Genomic DNA, 21,093 nt, shown 5'->3' on the forward strand with positions numbered 1-21,093 from the left:
AAAAATTACTATTAATATTAAATTAATAGATAAAACATAGGAGGACATTATGGACAATATAAATCATATTTTATCAAAGGAACTTGGTATTTCATTAAAACAGGTAACAAGCGTTATAGAAATGTTAGATGAAGGAAATACAGTACCTTTCATAGCTAGATATAGAAAAGAAAGAACTGGTGGATTAACAGATGAGGTTCTAAGAAAATTTAATGAGAGATTAACATATTTAAGAAATTTAGAAAGTAGAAAAGAAGATGTTTTAAGAATAATAGAGGAGCAAGAAAAATTAACTCCAGAATTAAAACTAAAAATTGAGAAAGCTACTACCCTTACTGAGGTTGAAGATATATATAGACCTTTTAAAGCTAAAAAGAGAACAAGAGCTACTATGGCTGTTGAAAAAGGATTAAAGCCATTAGCAGAGCTTATTCTATCAGGAGAGTTTAATGGTGATATAGTAGAAGAGGCTAATAAATATATTAATGAAGAAAAAGGTGTTAAAAATGAAGAGGAAGCTCTTCAAGGGGCTATGGATATTATAAGTGAAATAATATCTGATAATGCTGATTATAGAAAATGGATTAGAAATTTTGTTCAAAAGGATGGAATAATTCAGGTAAAGGGAAGCAGTGAAGAACAAACACCTTATGAAATGTATTATGATTATAAGGAGCCTGTTAGAACAATTCCATCTCATAGAATATTAGCTATAAATAGAGGAGAAAAGGAAAAAATTCTTTCTGTTAAAGTAACTTGTAATGATGATATAATTATAGATTATTTAAATAAAAAAGTTTTAAAGGGAAATAAAATTACTGATAAGTATTTAGAAGAAAGTATAAAGGACTCCTTTAAAAGACTTATATATCCTTCAATAGAAAGGGAAATAAGAAGTGAATTAACCTCTAAGGGAGAAGAGGGAGCAATTGATATATTTAAGGCTAATTTAAAAGCTCTCTTAATGCAAGCTCCTATTAAGGGAAAAGTTGTAATGGGATTTGACCCTGGATTTAGAACTGGATGTAAGGTAGCAATCTTAGATGAAACAGGAAAATTTGTTGAGAATACAACAGTTTATCCAACAGCCCCTCAAAATAGAATTGATGAAACAATAAGTACACTTAAAAAACTTATTAAAAAACATGGAGTTCAAGTTATTTCTTTAGGAAATGGAACAGCTTCAAGAGAATCAGAAGAAGTAATTGCAAAGATGCTTAAGGAAATAAAAGAGGAAACAGGAAAAGAATTATTTTATGTTATAGTTTCTGAGGCAGGTGCTTCTGTTTATTCAGCATCAGAACTTGCAAATAAGGAATATCCAGACTTAGATGTAACTGTAAGAGGAGCAATTTCTATAGGAAGAAGACTTCAAGATCCATTAGCTGAGCTTGTTAAAATAGATCCTAAGGCTATAGGAGTAGGACAATATCAACATGATGTAACTCAGAAAAAACTTGATGAATCCTTAGCAGGGATAGTTGAGGATTGTGTTAATAATGTAGGAGTAGATTTAAATATAGCAACTCCATCATTATTAAGTTATATTTCAGGGATAAATGCTTCAATAGCTAAAAATATTGTTGATTATAGAGAAGAAAATGGTAAGTTTAAAAGTAGAAAAGAGCTTTTAAAAGTTAAAAGATTAGGACAAAAAGCTTATGAACAATGTGCAGGATTCTTAAGAGTTATGGAAAGCAAAGAAGCTTTAGATAATACTTCAGTTCATCCAGAGTCATATAAAGTAGCTAAGGAACTTATAAAAACTTTAGGATATACAGAAGAAGATTTAAAAAATGGCAAATTAGTAGATATAGATGAGAGAGTAAAAGCAAAAGGAATTTCTAACTTAGCAAAAGAATTAGAAGTTGGAGAACCAACACTTAATGATATTATAAAGGAAATTAAAAAGCCTGGAAGAGATCCAAGAGAGGAATTACCTAAACCAATATTTAAGTCTGGCGTAATAGAAATGAAAGATTTAAAACCAGGTATGATTTTAATGGGGACAGTTAGAAATGTATCTGATTTTGGTGCTTTTGTAGATATTGGAGTTCACCAAGATGGATTAGTTCATAAGAGCCAAATGGCAGATAGCTTTGTTAAACATCCACTTGATATAGTTAAGGTTGGAGATGTTGTAGAAGTTAGAATATTAGATGTTGATTTAAAAAGAAAGAGAATTTCATTATCAATGAAAAAAGAAGGTTAAGTTAGAAAATTAATTAAAATAAGTGAAAATTTTAGTAGATAAAAATATTTAATATATTGAAATTTATATAAAAAAGAGTTAAAATTATAACAAATGAAATAAAAAAAGTCTTCAGGGCGGGGTGTAAGTCCCCACCGGCGGTAAAGCCCGCGAGCTAGTTTTTAGCATGATTCGGTGAAATTCCGAGGCCGACAGTATAGTCTGGATGAAAGAAGATGAGTGTTTAATGATTTAAATTCTGAATTTATATGCCCTGATATAAGTATATGTATCAGGGCTTTTTATTTGAAAAAAATCATTAAAGACTTAATAGCCCCAGAGGAAGTAACTTTTGGGAGGGGACAAAATGAAAACAAAAACCTTAAACACAAACAGATTCATTAAATTATCACTTTTATCTGCGATTGCAGTAATACTTATGTATATTGACTTTCCAGTAATACCTATATTCCCATGGCTTAAGATTGATTTAAGCGATGTGCCTGCACTTATGGGAGCCTTTGCTTTTGGTCCATTAGCAGGGGTAATAATAGAACTTATGAAAAATTTATTAATATTAATAGTAAAGGGAACTGGAACAGGATTTGTAGGTGAGCTTGCTAACTTTTTAGTTGGAGTGGCTTTAGTATGGCCAGCAGCTTTAGTTTATAAGAAAAATAAAACTAAGAAAACTGCTATTTTAGGAATGGTACTAGGAGTTTTATGTATAGAAGTGGTAGGAATATTAGCTAATGTTTATTTATTACTTCCAGCATACGGTATGGCTATGTCAAAAGCAGAGTTAATGCAATATGTAACAGTTGGATTAATTCCATTTAACGGAATAAAATCTATATTGGTTTGTGGAATAACATATGCTTTATATAAAAAGGTTTCTGTATCAATATTTAAGGTTGAACCTATGCTAGATAAACCAAAACAAATGAAAGAAAATTTAGGATAATAGAAAGGGACTATATCAAAATGATATAGTCCCTATTATTTTATATTAGTGTTAAAGATTTAGATAAAAATAAATACTAATAAAAAATATATTCTAAATATCATGTCTCCACATTATTATGGCGTTTTCTTTTGGATTATTGTAGAAGTTTTTTCTTATCCCTTCTTCCTTAAATCCATGCTTTTTGTAAAGGGATTGAGCAGGAATATTAGACTCTCTAACTTCTAATGTAAGAGAATTTATATTATTTTCTTTACATAAAGTAATTAGATTATCTATTAAAAGATTTCCAATTCCTTGTTTTCTATATTCAGGATGAACTGCTATGTTAGTTATATCTCCCTCATGAAAAACAATCCACATGCCAACAAAACCAATAATCTTGTCTCTATGTAAAGCAACAAGATATTTTGCTAGTTTATTAGAAAGTTCTTTTTCTATAGAATCCATATTCCAAGATTCTGCAAGACTAAGTTTACTTACTTCAAAAACGCCCTTAACATGGGAAGAATTCATAAGTTCTATTTTATATGAATTCATTATTTTAATCTCATTCTTTCTTCATATTCTCTTTCAGCTTGAGATTTTCTTAAGTATATAGGAGCATATGTATTTAAATCATGAGAAACTCCTGACTCTAATAATCTTAAGCCTAATTCTCCAACTGATGCTGCTCTTGGATAAGATGAATGACTAGGTGCAAAAGAGCCATTAGGAAGAGCTTCTTTTAAAGCTTCCTTGTGTTTGCTTATTCCATCTCCTACAAAGATAACATCCTCATTTTTTTCTTTTACTTTTTTAATTAAGTCAGTTAAAGAAATGCATTCTTTTTCACTAAGAGATACTAGCTCATCTCCTTCTTTTTTATATAGAGAAGCATATACATTTCCTCTAAGAGCATCTATAATAGGACAGATTATTCCATTAAATCCTGAAATATTATAAGCTAAAGCATCAAGGGAAGAAACGCAAACAGAAGGTTTTTTACTTCCAAAACTTAATCCTTTAACAGTTGCCATACCAATTCTAAGTCCAGTAAATGAACCAGGACCTTCACTAATAGCAAATCCATCTAAATCTTTAATTTTTAGATTATTATACTTAAGTAAATCATCTATTAAGTCCATTAATAAAACGGAATGTTGTTTTTTATCATTTAAGTTTATTTCTCCTAGAACTCCTTTTTCACTAACAAGTGCGCAAGTAGCTGTGCTAGAAGATGAATCAATAGCTAATACTAACATTCTTTTATCTCCTTTATGTAGTTATATCTATCACCATAACCATTAATACTTATTTTTCTAAAATTTTCACCCATATCAGGTAATTTTTCTATTTTTATATGTATATACTCTTCAGGAATAAGTTCTTCTATGTAATTAGCCCATTCAATTAAGCTTACTCCATCACCAAAGATATATTCATCAAAGCCAATTGCTTCAATTTCATCGGGATCATTAACTCTATAAACATCAAAATGATAAAGAGTTAATCTTCCGCTATGATATTCATTAACTATATTAAAAGTTGGACTAGTTATATGCTCGTCAATTCCTAATCCTTCTGCAATTCCTTTACTTATATGAGTTTTGCCAGTTCCTAAGTCTCCAGTCAAACAAAGAATATCTCCTTTATTTACAAGAGAACCAAGTTGTCTTCCAATATGCATAGTTTTATCTACACTATCTACTATAAATTCCATAAAGAACTCCTTTCAAATTAACACTCTTTAATCATTCTATCCAAATTTAAAGAAAAAGAAAAGAGAGAGTAGATTTAATAAAGCATTTAAAGTTTTATTATGTTTCTTAAATAGTTAAAAATTCTCCTAATATTTAATAAAACATATACCTATAAAATTATTATAATATTAACAATAAAAGGGGAAAAGTATCTTTAATTAATACTTTGATAAATTTAATATAATTGGATAACTATGTAATAATATAATAGTATAATAATAGTGTATAGTATGTAAATTTAGGAATTGGGGGGATTTGTATGTTAGTAAAAGCTATTATGACAAAGAAAGAAAATCTAGATTTAGTTGATTCTAATACTAAACTTAAAGATGCACTAAAAATCATGGAGGATAATAAGTTTTTATCAATTCCTGTAGTAGATGGAGATAAGTTTAGAGGGGCAGTAGCTAAAAGCTCTATCTATAAATATTACTTTAAAAATAATTTAAGCAAAGATGAAGTATTAAATAATATTACTGTAGGTGAAATATTAAAAACAGAAGTTCCTATAATAAATAAATCAGAACATATAGAAAAGGCAGTATCCATGCTAGAAAGAATGAGAATTTCTTTTGTGGCTGTTGTAGATGAATTTGATAATTTCAAAGGAATATTAACTCATAAGGCAGTTTTTAGAGAATTTAACAATGCTTTTGGACTTAATAAAGGGGAAAGAATAGTAATAAGATCTTATGATGTTCCAGGACAATTATCAAAAATAACTAAGACAATATCTGAAGAAGGTGGAGATATATTAAGCATAGTTATTGTAGATACAAAGAGTCTAACTGATGTTAAAGAGGTTATAGTTAGGGTTAAAAGTATAGATGTTGAAAATATTAAAAAGAAATTAAAAGAGTCAGGATTCAAATTAGCATAGTAAACCATTATAAACATATAAGTATAGAGCATATATAATATTGATTTTTTAAATTTATATTATATATGCTTTATTTTAATTGATGAAGATAAGAGTGAAATGATGAAATAATTAATTTAAATTTAGCTAAATATATTTTTTTATTAGCCAATATTATATTGTTTTATTAGAGTATTAATGTGGATTTTTTATTAAAAATAAAAAATTACATAAAAAACTCTTGCGTTAAGTTTATTTTTAATATATAATAAATTCTGTGTTCAGGGGTATGGCTCAATTGGTAGAGTAGTGGTCTCCAAAACCATTGGTTGTGGGTTCGAGTCCTACTGCCCCTGCCAATTAACACAATAAATAACATAATATTATAGGGGTATGGCTCAATTGGTAGAGTAGTGGTCTCCAAAACCATTGGTTGTGGGTTCAAGTCCTACTGCCCCTGCCAGAAAATCAGTGAATTAATTCACTGATTTTTTTTTGATTAATTTTAAATGAAAGATTATATTCTGAAAACATGTAAATTATATATAAATATTATAAACAATTTCAGAACAATGTATAATGTTAAGGGTAAAGTTTAAAATTTAGGGGGATGAAAAATAGTGAGAAAACTAATTAAACCATTAAGTGTAGCTACAATGATGTTCTTATCATTAAATTTAGGTTTTTTTAATGGTAAGGTTGTTAAGGGGGAAGAGATTTCTAATGAAACTAAGGTTACCATCTTAGGAACCTCAGATATACATGGAAGATTTGTTCCTTGGGAATATTCATCAGATACGGAGAATAAATCAGGAAGTTTATCACAAATATCAACAATTGTTAAAAAGGAGAGAAATGAAAATCCAAATTTAATTCTTGTAGATGCAGGTGATTCAATTCAAGATAACTTTGTTGAAACTTTCAATAAAGGACCTCACCAACCTATGGTTTTAGGTATGAATAAGATGAAATATGATGTTTGGGAAATGGGAAACCATGAATTTAATTTTGGATTAGATGTGCTTAAACATGTAACAAGTCAATTTGAAGGAAAGGTATTAGCTGGTAATATCTATAATGATGATGGAACAAGATTTATGGATGGATATACTGTTATAGAAAGAGATGGTATAAAGATAGGTATTATAGGTATGGATACTCCAATGATAAAAGAGTTTGAAAAACCATATAATATAAAAGGAATTGAATTTAGAGATCCAGTTAAAGAAACAAAAAAGATTATAAAAGAATTAGATGGAAAAGTTGATGCCATGATTGGAGTTATGCATATGGGATTAGATAATGAAAATGCTATTTCCAATACAGGTGTTACAGATATTGCCAATCAATGTCCAGAGCTTACAGCAATTGTAGGAGGACATATGCATAAGTTAGTTAAAAATGAGGTTGTAAATGGAGTTATTATAACTGAACCAGGAAAATATGGACAGGCTGTATCAAAAATAGATTTAACATTTAAAAAAGAAAATGGAAAAAATGTACTTAAAAATAAAAATGCAGATACTATTTCAGTAGCTAATGTAGAATCAGATAAAGAAATAGAAAATCTATTAAAACCTTTCCATGAAGAATTGCGTAAGGATGCTAACTCAGTTATTGGAAGACTTGAAGGGGTTAACATGGTAGATGAAGATTACATAAAAGGAATACCTACTATACATATAGAAGATACTCCATTAATTGATTTCTTTCATGAAGTAGGAAAATATTATAGTAAAGCAGATGTAATAGCTTTATCTATAGATAATGATAAGGCTAAGTTAAATGTAGGTGATATAAAGAAGAAAGATATAGCTTATAACTATAGATATACTGGTGGAGAAATAAGCGTTTATGAAGTAACTGGAAAAGACTTAAAAAAATATATGGAATGGGCAGCTGGCTATTTTAATACATTAAATCCAGGAGATATTACTCCAAGTTTTAATCCTAAAAGAAGAGCGTCAAAGTATAGTACTAATGATATGTTTGGAGGAATAACTTACAAAATTGATTTACGAGAAAAAGAAGGTAATAGGATTAAAGATGTTAAGTATAAAGATGGAAGAGAACTTAAGGATACAGATGTTTTAAAACTAGGAATGAATTCATATAGACTTGGACAATTGCAAGGAAAAGGAGGAATCTTTGAAGGAAAAGAATTTAAAAAACTTTGGGATTCTAAGACAGCTTATGGAGAAGAAGAAGGAACAATAAGAAATTTAGCTATAGATTATATTAAAAATGTTAAAAATGGCCTTATAAATGCAAAAAAACAAAATAATTGGTGTCTATTAGGAATAGATCCAAATTCAGAAAACTATAAAAAGGTTAGAGATTTAGTTAATTCAGGAGAATTAAAAATACCTACATCAGAAGACGGAAAATATACTAATATAGCATCAATAAATGAAAAAGATTTACCTTTAGATAATAATACATCTAAAGAAAATGAGGAAAATCTTAACTTAGATTCTATTAATAATAAAAATAATAATAAGGATCAAGGAGTTAATGAAGAAAGTAAAAAAGATGTGCCTAAAGTAGAGGAAAACATAGAAAAACAAAAAAATAATAAAGAAAATAATTCAAATGAAGATAATACTTTAGTTAAAGAAGATAGTAAATCTAAAGAAGTGAATGAAAAAAATAATGAACAAAATAACATTGAGGAAGTTTCTAAAAAAGAAAATAAACTTCCTAACACAGGATCTCCTATAGGTGCAGAAGCTATGTCACAAATAGGTATGTTATTATTAGGTGCAGGTGTAATATTAAAAAAGAAAAATAAAAAATAGATTTTTTCTGGAATAACATGGTTAATAATCCTTCTATTTCATAGGTTTATAATCTGAATTATGGTTAATATAATAGTGTAAGCAAGAGATAAACAAATTTCAAGCTTACAAATTACCAAAGCCAAAGGAGGAATTAGAAATGTCAAAATCATTAGTTCCAGAAGCAAAAAATGGATTAAGTAAATTCAAAAATGAGGTAGCTAGAGAATTAGGTGTACCATTCTCAGATTACAATGGAGACCTAAGTTCAAGACAATGTGGTTCCGTAGGCGGCGAAATGGTAAAAAGAATGGTAGAAGCTTACGAAAGTCAAATAAAATAACAAACCTTTCGCTAATACTGAATTAAAGAAAAAAGATTCATTAAAAAAATAGGAATAATTATAATGATTATTAAATAACCATTATAAAAATCCTATATTATGACTCTAAAAATTTATAACAGGAGAAAGTGTTATGGAGGGTAAACCGCCAAAACATGATGCTTAAACTTCTACCGCAAAAAAGATTACATAGAGGATTTATATCCTCTATGTAGTCTTTTTTTTTGACAATCTCTATGATAAAATTAGAATAAATTGGAATAAGAGAGGTGTCATATTGGTGAAAAAGGTAAAAATATTGCATTGTAGTGATATTCATTTTGATACTCCTTTTAAAGAGTTACCAAAGGAAATTGGTACAATGAGGAGAGCTGAGTTAAGAGAAAGCTTTAGTAAAATAATAAATAGAGGAATTGATGAAAAAGTTGATTTAGTTCTTTTAGCGGGAGACCTTTTTGACAATGATACTATAGAAAAGAGTACTCTTACTTTTATAAAGGATCAAATGGATAAACTTAAAAAACATAATATAAGAGTATTTATTTCAGCAGGAAATCATGACCCATATAATAAAAAATCTTTTTATAATATGGTTAACTTAGGCGAAAATGTTCATATATTTAAGGATGAAATTGAAAGAATAGAAATACCTGAATTAAATACTGTTGTTTATGGAGCATCCTTTAAGGAAAAATATATAAAAGAGTCAAATCTTAAGGAGTTTACTCCAAAAGAAGAGGATAAGGATTTAGTAAAAATAATGGTTTTACATGGTGATTTAGGGAATAATGAAACAGGAGAGTATAATCCCTTATTATTTAAGGAAATAGAAGAGAGTAAGATGGATTATATTGCTTTAGGACATATTCATAAATTTTCAGGAATAAAAAGAATCGGTAATACCTATTATGCATATTCAGGATGTCCAGAGGGAAGAGGATTTGATGAAGAAGGAGATAAAGGAATAATATTAGGAGAGGTATCCCTTGGAGTTGTAGACCTAGATTTTATAAAGACTAATAAAAGAGAGTATTTTCTTAAGGAAATTGATATATCAAATTGTAAAACTAAAGAAGAGGTTATAGATAAGATACTTAATACTATTTCAAAAGAATCAAGAGAAAAAAATCTATTTAAAATCATCTTAAAAGGGAATATAGAAGAGTCTTTTAAAATAGATAGTGATTTAATAGAAAACTTAATTAGAGATAAATTCTTTTACTGTAAGATTGTAAATTCTACTAGAATGAAAATAGATATTGATGAAATGAGCAATGAGTATTCAATTAAGGGTATTTTTTGTTCTTTAATCAAGGATGCTTTAGAATCTAATGAAGAGGATGAAGAGATACTAGATATAGCTTTTAGAATTGGTATGGAGAGTATTTTAGATGGAGAAGTGAATTTAAATGATAATTAAGAAAATAAATGTGAAGTCCTTTGGAAAATTAAAAAATAAAGAAATAGAATTAAAAGATGGATTAAACATAATATATGGTGAAAATGAAAGTGGAAAAAGTACATTACAATCTTTCATAAAGGTAATGTTATATGGAGTTGATAATAAAAGAGGCAAAAAAACTTTATCAGATAGAGCAAAGTACACACCATTAGGGGAAGGAAGTTTTTCAGGAGAGTTACTTGTAGAGGATAATGGTGAAGAAATTTTAATAGATAGAAGTTTTGGTAAAACAAAAAAATATGATGAGGGAAATATATTAAATAATATAACTGGAGAAAAGATAAATAAATACTCATGGCAAGAACCTGGTAAGGATGTATTTAATCTTTCTAGCGAGGGATTTAAGAATACTCTATTTATAAGTCAAATGGGGTGTACTGTAGAGAGTTCAAAGCAGGATGATGTATTAAATAAAATTATTAATATCTTAGAATGTGGAGCTGATGAGGTTTCTTATAAAAAAATAAAAAATAATTTAGAGGAAAATAAAAAGTCCTTAACTAATTCAAGAAAAACAGGAAAACTTGATTTATTAAGAATTAAAGAAAGTGAGCTTTTAGAAGAAAGATATAAAAGAGTAAAAATTCATGAGGAAAATATAGAAAATGAGCTTTACTTAAAAGGATTAAAAGAAAAAAGAACTGACTTAAATTTAAAAATAGAAGAATTAGAATTACATAAGAAAAATTTAAAAAAATCAGAATTAAAAAATGAGTATGAAAATATAAATGAGTATTTAAATAAAAAAGAAAAATTAGAAGAGGAATTAAAAGTTTTATTAGAAGAGTTAAAAGGTGTACAAGCTATATGTGATTTGAAAAAGTTAAATAACTTAAGAGATGAGTTTAAAAATTATGAGTTTCTAAAAGAATCACTAAAAGAAAAGGAAGATAAAATAGATAAGTTAAAAGAATCTATTTATGAGTATAATGAAAAATTAAAGAGTTATGGAATTTTAAATGAAATATCAAATAATTTAGAAACTAAATTAATAGAGCTTAGGATTGAAGATGATAGATTAAGAGAAAATTATCAAGTTATTCAAAAGGTAAAAGAAGAGCTTTATCAGTTAAATGAAAAGAAAGATGATTTTTTAAGTCATTTAAATGCTTTAAAATTAAATGATAATTTGGTGTTACAAATAGAAAAGGATTTAGATAAATATAATAATGAAAAAATATATCCTTCAATAAATGTAAACTTAAAAGATGAGAAGAATATTATTGAAGAGGAAAGTAAAAGTTTTTCAAGAAAAATTTTTCTCTTTAGAGTTGGGGAAGTAATAAGTATTTTATTATGTGCTTTCTTATTTATATCCTATTTCAAGAGTGAAAATATAATCACTTTAGCACTTTCAATTTTAGGTATGTTATTATTTATATTTTTATTAGCTAAAAGTAGCTTAAATAAAAAAGAAAAAAATAATATAAGTAAAAGAATAAATGAAATAGATGAGCTTATAAATGAGAAAAAGGAAATAGAAGTATTAAAAAGTAAAATTGATGAATATAAACAATTCCTTAAGGTAAAAGATGAGTATTCTATTAAAGAAACTTTAGAGGATTATAGATTTATTAAAAAAGAGTTAGATATTCTCTATGTAGAAATTAAGGAAAAAGAGAAAAGTTTGATTTTATTAAAAGAAGATGAAACTAAGGAAAAAATATTAAGTAATGAAGCTTTTATAGATAAGTTACTAAGAGTTACAGGGGCAGGTTCTATAGATGAAATCTTAGAACTTTCAAGGGAAAAGAAAAGCCAGGAAGATTTATTAATAAGAAAAAAATCAGAATTTAATGAGATTAAGGAAGATTTAAATCAATTAAATAATAGAAGATTAGAAATAGAAGGGAAAATAAAAGCTTATTTAGAAAATACATCACTACAAAATATTACTTTAGATGAAGTATATTCTAGATTAGAAGAAATAGAAGCTAAAATAGAATATAAGGAAGGCTTAAAAAATAAGTTAAATAGTGTAGAAGAAAATTGCAATCTATTACTTAAGGGAAGAGATATTTTAGAAGTTAAAAATGGACTTTCATATGAGGAATCAGAGATTAAAAATGAAGTTTATAATAGTGAAGAAGAAATCTTAAATGAAATAAAATTAAAAAATAATGACTTGTTAAATATTGAAAAAGAAATAAAGGATGTAGAATATTTAATTAGTAGCAAAGAGTTAACCTGTAGAAGTTTATTTTTAATAGATGAAGAGATAGCGGAAGTTAAGGAAAGGATTAAGTCCTTAGAGAAAAAACTTAAGGGGGTTGAGATTGCAACAAACTACATGGAAAAAGCCTTTAAGGAACTTCAAAAAAGTTTTGGACCTGTTATAAATAAAAAGGTAGAAGATATCTTTAAAGATGTAACTAAGGGTGCTTATAAAGATTTAAGAGTATCAGAAGATTATAACTTAGTTGTTAAGGATACAAAAAGCAATAAAATTATGGATGCTTCTTATCTAAGTAGTGGAACATATGACCAAATATATTTAGCATTGAGACTTGGCATAATAGACATAATATTTGAAGATAAAAAAGTTCCAATAATATTAGATGAAAGTTTTACTCAGTATGATGATAATAGATTAAAAACTATGTTAGATATAATATATAAGAGAGTTTATAAAAATCAAATAATTTTATTTACATGCCAAAAAAGAGAAATAAATATTCTTAAAGATAAGGAAAAAGTAAATATAATAGAGCTTTAATTTAAAATGAAGGGCTTATATCAAAATAAATTTTATATAACTTACAAACAATTATTAGCTAGACCTAGTAATTCTAGGAATATGTTTATAAGTTTTATTTATAATATATTTTGATTAGGCCTTTTTATTTTTATGATAGTTTTATTATAAATATTGACAATAATAGAAAAGTAATATAAAGTTTATATTATAATAATGCGAATCATTTGCAAACAGGAGGAAGTATGAGAAGGAAATTAGTATCGATTTTTTTAGGAGTAACAATGGCTGCTTTTTTTGTTGGGTGTCAAAGTGCTAAAACAGCAGAAAATAAAAAGGATAACGGTAAGGTTGATGTCACTGTAAGTATTGAACCTTTAAGAGAGTTTACTGAAATAGTTGGTGGAGATAAGGTAAATGTTAAGACTATGGTTCCAAATGGAACAGAGCCACATGATTTTGAACCAAAAACTCAAGATTTATTAGAGTTAAATAAGGCTAAGGTTTTTGTTTATAATGGATTAGGTATGGAACATTGGAAAGAGCAAGTTCTTAATACAATGGAAAATAAAGATGTGAAAGTGGTTGAAGCTTCTAAAGGGGCTGAAGTATTAAAAGAAGGTGATAAGGTAGATCCTCATCTTTGGTTAAGCTTAGATGGAGCTAAAATAGAAGCTCAAAACATAAAAGATGCTTTAGTTGAGGTTGATTCAGATAATAAAAGTTATTACGAAGAAAACTTTAAAAAGTTTGCAGAGAAATTAGATTCTTTAGCAAATGAGTACAAAGAAAAGTTTAATGGATTAGCTAATAAAGACTTTGTTACTGGTCACGCTGCTTTTGGATACTTATGTAGAGAATTTGGATTAAAACAAGTTAGTGTAGAAAACTTATTTGGAGAGGGAGAAATAACTCCTCAAAAAATGCAAGAGATAGTTGAGTTCTGTAAGAAAAATGATATAAAAACAATTTTTATGCCTGAGTTAGCAAGTGAAAAAATTTCTCAAACTTTAGCTAATGAAGTTGGTGGAAAAATTGAAAAAATATATACTCTAGAAAGCAATGAAGATGGTATAAGTTATATAGATGCTATGAAAGAAAATCTTTCAAAAATATATAATGCATTATCATCACAAAAATAAAAGAGAATAGTTAGTATTGTTACTTAGTTAGAAGGCAAGACTTAGATTTATTATTCTAATACCTATTAATAATAAAATAGGTGTTTTATAGGAATAATAAATTTAAGTCTTTATTTTTTGTGTATTTTAGGAATTATAAAGAAAGAAATCATTTAAAAGGAGAGATTAAGATGAAGAAAGCTTTTGGAGTTTTACAAAGAATAGGTAAAGCTTTGATGTTACCAGTTGCTTTATTACCAGCGGCAGGTTTATTACTTGGATTTGGATCAATGTTTCAAGATCCTCAGTTTTTAAGCTTAGTGCCAGCATTAAATGCAGGGTGGTTTCAATTAATAGCTACAATAATGTCTGATGCAGGTAATATAATATTTTCAAACTTAGCATTATTATTCGCAGTTGGGGTAGCTGTAGGATTATCAGAAGGAGACGGTGTTGCAGGTCTTGCAGCAATAGTTGGTTTTTTAATACTTAATGTAACAATGGGAATTGGTGGAGGAATAACTGCCGACATAGTTGCTGGTACTAAAAATGGTATGTATGCCACAGTTCTTGGAATACCAACACTTCAAACTGGAGTATTTGGTGGAATTATTATGGGAGTTATAGCCTCAGCTTTATATAAAAGGTTCTATAAGATAGAATTACCTTCATACTTAGGATTCTTTGCAGGTAAAAGATTTGTCCCAATAATAACTGCTATTTCTGCCTTAATTCTTGGAGGAATAATGGTATTTGTATGGCCTCCAATACAAGGTGCCTTATTGTACTTCTCACAAAATATGATAAGTGCTAATCAAACCCTATCAGCTTTATTATTTGGAATAATAGAAAGAGCATTAATTCCATTTGGATTACATCATATTTGGTATAATCCATTCTGGTTCCAATTTGGAGAATACACAAATAAAGCAGGTCAATTAATAATGGGAGATAATCAAATATTCTTTGCCCAATTAAGAGATGGAGTTCCATTTACAGCAGGTACATTTATGACTGGAAAGTTCCCATTTATGATGTTTGGATTGCCAGCTGCAGCCTTAGCAATGTATCATGAAGCTAAACCAGGTAAAAAGAAAATAGCTTCAGGTATTTTATTCTCAGCTGCCTTAACTTCCTTCTTAACAGGAATTACTGAACCTTTAGAGTTTGCATTCTTATTTGTTGCGCCAGTATTATTTGCAATCCACTGTGTATTAGCAGGGTTATCCTTTATGATAATGCAATTATTAAATGTTAAAATAGGTATGACTTTCTCGGGGGGACTTTTAGACTTTATACTATTAGGAGTAATTCCAAATAGAACTAGATGGTGGTTAGTAATACTTGTAGGATTAGGCTTTGCTGTAATTTACTATTTCTTATTTAGATTCTTTATTAGAAAGTTTGATCTTAAGACTCCAGGTAGAGAAGATGATGATATATTTGATGATATGGATAATGAAACTGTAAATGATGACTTAGCTGCTGAAATTTTAATAGCTTTAGGTGGTGCAGGAAATATAAATAAATTAGATGCTTGCATAACTAGATTAAGAGTTACAGTTAACGATTCAAGCAAAGTTAATAAAGAAAGATTAAAAGAGCTTGGAGCAGCTGGGGTAATGCAAGTTGGAGAAAATATTCAAGCTATATTTGGTGGAAAATCAGATATACTTAAAACTCAAATTAGAGAAATTATGAATGGCATGGGAGAAAAGTAGCAAAATTAAATAGGAAAATTAGTTAATTGTTTGAGATAAACTTTTAAAAATACAAAAAATACAAGAAAAATAGGTCATATCAGAATAAATTTTATTATTAGTTTTTGATATGGCCTTTTTATTTTAATTTTAAAGCCTTAATTTAAGTATATTTTTAATTTTTATATAGACTTTATTTATAAGAGATTTAAATCATTTTTTCATATAAATTTAGAAAGTGTCATAGTTTAAAGGAGAGTCTTGCATTAAAATATGTTAACTATGGTATAATATTAAAAAAGTGTTTTGAGAGGATAAATATGGAGAATAGAAAAGATATTTATGAAAAAAGAATAGAAGAGTATTCAAGTGCTTTAAAGAGATTAAAGAGAGACTATAATATAATCAGCGCATTAAGATTAGTAGTTTCTTTAAGTATTTTATTTTTTATTTACTACGCTTATAGCATAGGATCAATAAGCTTTGGAATCATATTATTTTTGCTAAATTCTATATTATTTTTATATTTAGCAAAGGTTCATGAAGGTATAGTAAATAAAATAAGTAAAAGAGAAGCTCTTATAGATGTTAATAAAAAAGAGATTCTTAGGTTAGAGGGAAAGTGGAGAGAATTTAATGACTTAGGAGAAGAATATTTAGATAATAAGCATCCTTTTATAAATGACTTAGATATATTCGGGAAAAATTCTTTGTTTCAATGGATAAATGAAACTGGTACTGTTTATGGAAGAGAGAAATTAAGTCATTTATTAAAGTTAGAAGAACTTCCAAATAAAGAAGAAATTTTATTAAGACAGGAGGCTTTAAAGGAGCTTTCTAAAAAAGTGGATTTTAGACATGAATTTATAGCTTCATTAAAAGATAAAAAAGGAAAAAAAGAGAAGTATTTAGGAGAATGGTTAAAAGAAGACAGTAAAGCCATATCACCTTTATTAAATATTCTTAGAATAATAATGCCAGTAATAAATATTGGAATTACTATTTTAGTTGGTATGAATATTATTTCATGGCAAATATTATTAATTTCTCTTGTTATAAGTTATGGTATTTTGAAGCTTGGCAATAAGGAAGTTATTAAAGGATTAAATATATTTGAAGATTTAAAATATAGAATAAAAACTTATGTAGAGGCTTTAGAGTTAATAGAAAAAGAGAATTTCCAGTCAAATATAATACAAGGTATAAAAAGTAACTTAGATATTAAGGGTAAAAGTGCTAGTAAAGAGCTTAAAAGCTTAGAAAAGATAACTAGCTGGCTTTATGATAGGGGAAATGCCTTTTATCTTTTATTAAACTGTTATTTACTTTGGGATTATCAAATTCTATCAAAGCTTGAAAAGTGGAAGAGTTCTAATAAAGATGAGTTTTATAAATGGATGATTTCTTTAGGAGATTTAGAGGCTTTAGTTTCTTTAGCTGGATTTACTTATAATAATCATGGATGGGCTATACCAAAAATAAATGATGACTATACTTTAAAGGGAAAAAATCTTAGCCATCCAATGTTAGGAGAAAAGGGCGTTGGAAACAGTTTTGATATTAATAAGGATAAGAGAGTAATCTTAATAACAGGATCTAATATGTCAGGTAAGAGTACATTTTTAAGAACTGTTGGATTCAACTGTATATTAGCTTATCTAGGACTTCCTGTAAAAGGAGAAAGTTTTGAAGCGCCAATATTAAAAGTTTATACTTGTATGAGAACTGGAGATAATCTTGAAGAAAGTATATCTTCATTTTATGCAGAGATACTTAGAATAAAGATTATAGTTGAAGGAGTAAAAAGAGGAGAAAAGATTTTATTCTTGTTAGATGAAATATTTAAAGGAACAAACTCTTTAGATAGACATGAGGGAGCAGAGATATTAATAAATCAACTTTTAGAAGGAAATACCTTAGGATTAGTTTCAACTCATGATTTTGAACTTTGCGATATGGAGAAAAAAGATTCTACTATACAAAATTATAATTTTAGAGAATATTATGAGGATAATAAATTAAAGTTTGATTATATTTTAAGAAAAGGTGTTTCACAAACAAGAAATGCTAGATATTTAATGAAGATGGCTGGAATAGATATTGAATAAAATTATACTTCTATATATAAACAGCAAAATAACTTAATTTTAGACAAATTAAATTAATTTTGATATAATAAACAAATGATGTATTTAGTGAAAAAGCCTTAAATGGCTTTTTTTCATGAGTAGAGTTATTAGTAAAAGAGGACTTAGAATAAATAGCAAAAAATTAGGAGGCATGTATATTTTGTTTACAGAAAAGGTAAAAGCAAAAGAATATTACATAAAGGATTTATTAAGTAATAAGTTCTTATTTGAAATCCCAGATTATCAAAGAGCATATTCTTGGACTAAAGAAAATTTAAAGCAATTAGTTGAGGATATTTGGGAGTCAGTAGAACTAAATAAAGCAAGAGGAAATAAAGAGTTTGATCAATATGAGCCATATTTCTTAGGAAGTATTGTTTTATGTTCTAAGGAATATAAAGATGATGGCTGTGGAATATATGATGTAATAGATGGACAACAAAGACTTACATCTATAATCATGTTAATTGCTGCAATAAGAGATTTAATAGATAATGAAGAGTATAAAAAAGTATTATCTGATTTAATATATCAAAAACCAAATGTTCTTATGGGAATTAAAGAGAGCATAAGAGTTAAGGCTAGAGGAAAAGAAGAAGAGTTCTTTAAAAAGTACATATTAACTAATGGTGGAACAGAATTAGTTAAAGATTTAGACATGGAAGAACTTTCAGAAGCTAAACAAAATATGGTTAATGCAATAGAAGTATTTAGAGATAGTTTCTTTAATGAAAATGGAGAACTTTTAGAAGAAAAGTTAAATGAGTTTATAGTTTATTTACTTCAAAAAGTTGTACTAGTTGTAATAACAACAGAATCATTTACTTCAGCATTTAGATTATTCAATGTAATAAATGCAAGAGGATTACCTTTAACAGATTCAGATCTTTTAAAGAGTGAAAACTTAAGAGTTATGAATCCTGAAATAAGAAAAGAGTACACTGATATTTGGGAAAGTCATGAACAAGATTTAGGTAAGGAAAAACTAGATCAAATCATAGGTTTCATGAGAACAATGAAGCTTAAAAATAAAGTTGAAGAAAGCGTATATGAAGAGTTTAGCAAAAAGATATTTAGAAATGAACCAGAATATCTAGGAGTTAACTTTGTAAATCATTTAACTGCTGTAAAAGCTTTATATGACAAGTATATAATAGACGGTAATCTTGAAGGAGTATCAGAGGAAGAAAAATCTTATTATAAAAACTTAATAAACATAATGAGAGAATTCTTACCATATGATGATTGGATGGCAGCAGTTATTAGATTTGCTGAGAAATTCAATGATGATAAGTTAGTCTTAGAATTTGTTAAAGTTCTAGAAAAAAGACTTGTTATTGATTGGGTAAACGGAAATTCATTTGCTGATAGATTAAATAGAGTTTATGGAATTTTAGAAGCTATAGAAGAAAAAGATTCTTTAGAAGAAATAAAAGAAGCACCAGTATTCTTATATGACTTAGAGAGAACAACTGCATACTTTGAAAATGCTTTAAATGATATAGATTTCTATAGCAAAGGTAGAATGATGATACCTAAGTATATCTTCGTAAGACTTGATATGGAAAAGAGAGCTAATGAAGTTTTAGATTATAGCGATAAGATTATGATAGAGCATGTTCTTCCTAGAAATGCTAAAGAAGCTTATTGGAAAGATAACTTCTCAGCTGATCAAAGAAGGAACTGGGCTAATAAGTTTGGTAACTTAGTTATAATAACAGGTGCTAAAAATACTAGAGCTAACAATAAACCATTTGCTGAAAAAGTTGAACAATACTTAAGTAAGAAAAGTGATTTTGCTATAACTAAAGAAGTTTTAGAATTATCTGATTGGAATATGGATTCATTAAAAGATAGACATGAAAGCTTAGTTAATAGAGCATTAGAACTTTGGACTAAGTTTTAGAAATTAAAAGGGCATGTATCAAAATAACTTTTATTGTTATATTTTGATACAGCCCCCTTTTTTATTTAAATAAAAGTTAAGTTTTGTCTATTGAAAATTAGGAATTAACTCAATAAAATAAAAGTTATTAGATAGGATAATTAAGATTTATTATTAGAAAAAGTAGCAGATAAATAATAAATCAATTTTAATGAAAAAATCCAAAATTCATGGCATAATTATATATGGATATAGATAGTGAGAGGATGTAGAGAATGGGGTATGTAATAATAGACCTAGAATTTAATAATATGCAAAATATTACAAAATTTTATCCTAATATTTATAATGAGCAGAAAGATTTAAAGGAATTAGATTCCTATAATGAAATAATAGAGATTGGGGCTATAAAATTAAATAAGTTCATGCAAGAAGTTGATGAGTTTAAGACATATATTAAACCATCAGTATTTAAGGTTTTAAATCCAAAGATAATAGATATAACAGGAATAACTGAAGATCATTTAAAAGATGGAATTAAATTCGAAGATGCCATGGACAACCTTAAAGATTTTATTGGGGAAGATGATATACTTTGTTCCTGGGCTACTGATGATATTGTTCACATAGTTAATAATGCTAAGTATCATTCATATAAGAATATAAGTTGGATAAAAAAATATATTGATATACAAAAATATTGTACAAAGATATTAGCGCATAAAAAATCTTTAAGCTTAAAACATGCTTTAGAAGAGTTAAAGATAAAAATGGATAAAAGTAAACTACATGATGCACTAAATGATGCTGTTTATACGGCAGAGGTTTTTAAAAGATTATATAATGGTAAAAAGGTAAAAGAGTATATAGTAGAAGATGTCTACAATATGCCTTCTATAAGGGTTAAAGATTTAAAGAATTATAATTTAGAGTGTGAAGATGTAGAATTTAAATGCCCTAAATGTAATATTAAAGTTGAAATGGACCATCCTTTTAGATTATTTAGTTGGAGATTTGTATCAATAGGAAAATGTCCAAAATGCAATAGAAATGTTAGACAAGAGGTTGTACTAAAAAAGACCTTATCAGGCAATTTAGTTTATGAATCTACAAACTCTTTAATAAATGACACAGAATACATTGATCTTGACTATAAATTTAAAAAGTTAGCTAAATGACAATAGATTGTCACTTAAAAAAACATATATATGATAAAATAAAAGTA

At 27.4% G+C, this 21,093-nt stretch carries 15 protein-coding genes, 2 tRNA genes and 1 riboswitch; of the genes, 14 read left to right on the forward strand and 3 right to left on the reverse strand.

Translation table 11 applies throughout. The features are described from left to right. The first annotated feature begins 49 nt into the window (after nt 1–49). Both tex and I6G60_RS04500 read left to right on the forward strand, forming a co-directional pair. Nucleotides 50–2,212 (forward strand): RNA-binding transcriptional accessory protein Tex, encoded by a 2,163-nt coding sequence (tex, locus tag I6G60_RS04495; protein WP_011591063.1) that lies wholly within the window; start codon nt 50–52, stop codon nt 2,210–2,212. A 103-nt stretch (nt 2,213–2,315) separates the two neighbouring features. Then, a riboswitch (FMN riboswitch) is annotated at nt 2,316–2,433 on the forward strand. Nucleotides 2,434–2,558: 125 nt separating this feature from the next. Beyond that, entirely contained in the window at nt 2,559–3,155 is a 597-nt protein-coding gene (locus I6G60_RS04500) for an ECF transporter S component (protein ID WP_003468145.1), read from the forward strand. A 93-nt stretch (nt 3,156–3,248) separates the two neighbouring features. Here the strand turns inward: I6G60_RS04500 and rimI are convergent, their stop codons facing one another. From rimI to tsaE, 3 genes are read right to left on the reverse strand one after another with little or no spacing between them, the layout of a single operon-like run. Then, the gene (gene rimI, locus I6G60_RS04505; RefSeq protein WP_197925618.1) at nt 3,249–3,695 is read right to left on the reverse strand and encodes a ribosomal protein S18-alanine N-acetyltransferase; all 447 of its coding nucleotides are present in this window, start codon (nt 3,693–3,695) and stop codon (nt 3,249–3,251) included. Further along, complete coding sequence (tsaB, locus tag I6G60_RS04510; RefSeq protein ID WP_197925620.1) at nt 3,695–4,399, reverse strand: tRNA (adenosine(37)-N6)-threonylcarbamoyltransferase complex dimerization subunit type 1 TsaB; 705 nt, start codon at nt 4,397–4,399, stop codon at nt 3,695–3,697. The genes rimI and tsaB overlap by 1 nt, the downstream gene beginning before the upstream one ends. After that, complete coding sequence (gene tsaE / locus I6G60_RS04515) at nt 4,393–4,857, reverse strand: tRNA (adenosine(37)-N6)-threonylcarbamoyltransferase complex ATPase subunit type 1 TsaE (RefSeq protein WP_003452458.1); 465 nt, start codon at nt 4,855–4,857, stop codon at nt 4,393–4,395. The genes tsaB and tsaE overlap by 7 nt, the downstream gene beginning before the upstream one ends. A 299-nt stretch (nt 4,858–5,156) precedes the next feature. Between tsaE and I6G60_RS04520 the strand changes: the two genes are divergently transcribed. From I6G60_RS04520 to I6G60_RS04575, 12 genes are all read left to right on the forward strand, one after another. Beyond that, nucleotides 5,157–5,777: a CBS domain-containing protein gene (locus tag I6G60_RS04520; RefSeq protein WP_003468201.1), complete on the forward strand. Its 621-nt coding sequence runs from the start codon at nt 5,157–5,159 to the stop codon at nt 5,775–5,777. A 262-nt stretch (nt 5,778–6,039) separates the two neighbouring features. Beyond that, nucleotides 6,040–6,115: transfer RNA gene (locus I6G60_RS04525), tRNA-Trp, on the forward strand. Between the two features lie 28 nt (nt 6,116–6,143). Further along, a tRNA-Trp gene (locus I6G60_RS04530) sits at nt 6,144–6,219 on the forward strand. A 157-nt stretch (nt 6,220–6,376) separates the two neighbouring features. Further along, entirely contained in the window at nt 6,377–8,554 is a 2,178-nt protein-coding gene (locus I6G60_RS04535) for a 5'-nucleotidase C-terminal domain-containing protein (protein WP_195237672.1), read from the forward strand. 139 nt (nt 8,555–8,693) lie between these two features. Then, nucleotides 8,694–8,876: an alpha/beta-type small acid-soluble spore protein gene (locus tag I6G60_RS04540; protein WP_003452440.1), complete on the forward strand. Its 183-nt coding sequence runs from the start codon at nt 8,694–8,696 to the stop codon at nt 8,874–8,876. 280 nt (nt 8,877–9,156) lie between these two features. After that, complete coding sequence (locus tag I6G60_RS04545) at nt 9,157–10,296, forward strand: metallophosphoesterase family protein (RefSeq protein ID WP_164808799.1); 1,140 nt, start codon at nt 9,157–9,159, stop codon at nt 10,294–10,296. After that, a complete protein-coding gene (locus tag I6G60_RS04550; protein ID WP_143831403.1) occupies nt 10,286–13,054 on the forward strand; it encodes an AAA family ATPase in 2,769 nt (922 codons plus the stop codon). Before I6G60_RS04545 ends, I6G60_RS04550 begins: the two co-directional genes overlap by 11 nt. A 224-nt stretch (nt 13,055–13,278) precedes the next feature. Beyond that, nucleotides 13,279–14,175 carry a metal ABC transporter substrate-binding protein gene (locus I6G60_RS04555; RefSeq protein WP_197925622.1) on the forward strand — a complete coding sequence of 299 codons (897 nt, stop codon included), beginning with the start codon at nt 13,279–13,281 and terminating at the stop codon, nt 14,173–14,175. A gap of 170 nt (nt 14,176–14,345) precedes the next feature. After that, nucleotides 14,346–15,875 carry a glucose-specific PTS transporter subunit IIBC gene (gene ptsG / locus I6G60_RS04560; RefSeq protein WP_197925624.1) on the forward strand — a complete coding sequence of 510 codons (1,530 nt, stop codon included), beginning with the start codon at nt 14,346–14,348 and terminating at the stop codon, nt 15,873–15,875. 299 nt (nt 15,876–16,174) lie between these two features. After that, on the forward strand, nt 16,175–17,962 hold the full coding sequence (locus I6G60_RS04565; RefSeq protein WP_197925626.1) for a MutS family DNA mismatch repair protein: 1,788 nt from the start codon (nt 16,175–16,177) through the stop codon (nt 17,960–17,962). A gap of 181 nt (nt 17,963–18,143) precedes the next feature. Further along, nucleotides 18,144–19,889 (forward strand): DUF262 domain-containing protein, encoded by a 1,746-nt coding sequence (locus tag I6G60_RS04570; RefSeq protein WP_003478602.1) that lies wholly within the window; start codon nt 18,144–18,146, stop codon nt 19,887–19,889. 254 nt (nt 19,890–20,143) lie between these two features. Next, nucleotides 20,144–21,046, forward strand: coding sequence for a 3'-5' exonuclease (locus tag I6G60_RS04575; RefSeq protein WP_003452466.1), 903 nt, complete (start codon nt 20,144–20,146; stop codon nt 21,044–21,046). Nucleotides 21,047–21,093 lie beyond the last annotated feature (47 nt).

Origin of the sequence: Clostridium perfringens (genome assembly GCF_016027375.1) — a bacterium.
GTDB lineage: Bacteria > Bacillota > Clostridia > Clostridiales > Clostridiaceae > Sarcina > Sarcina perfringens.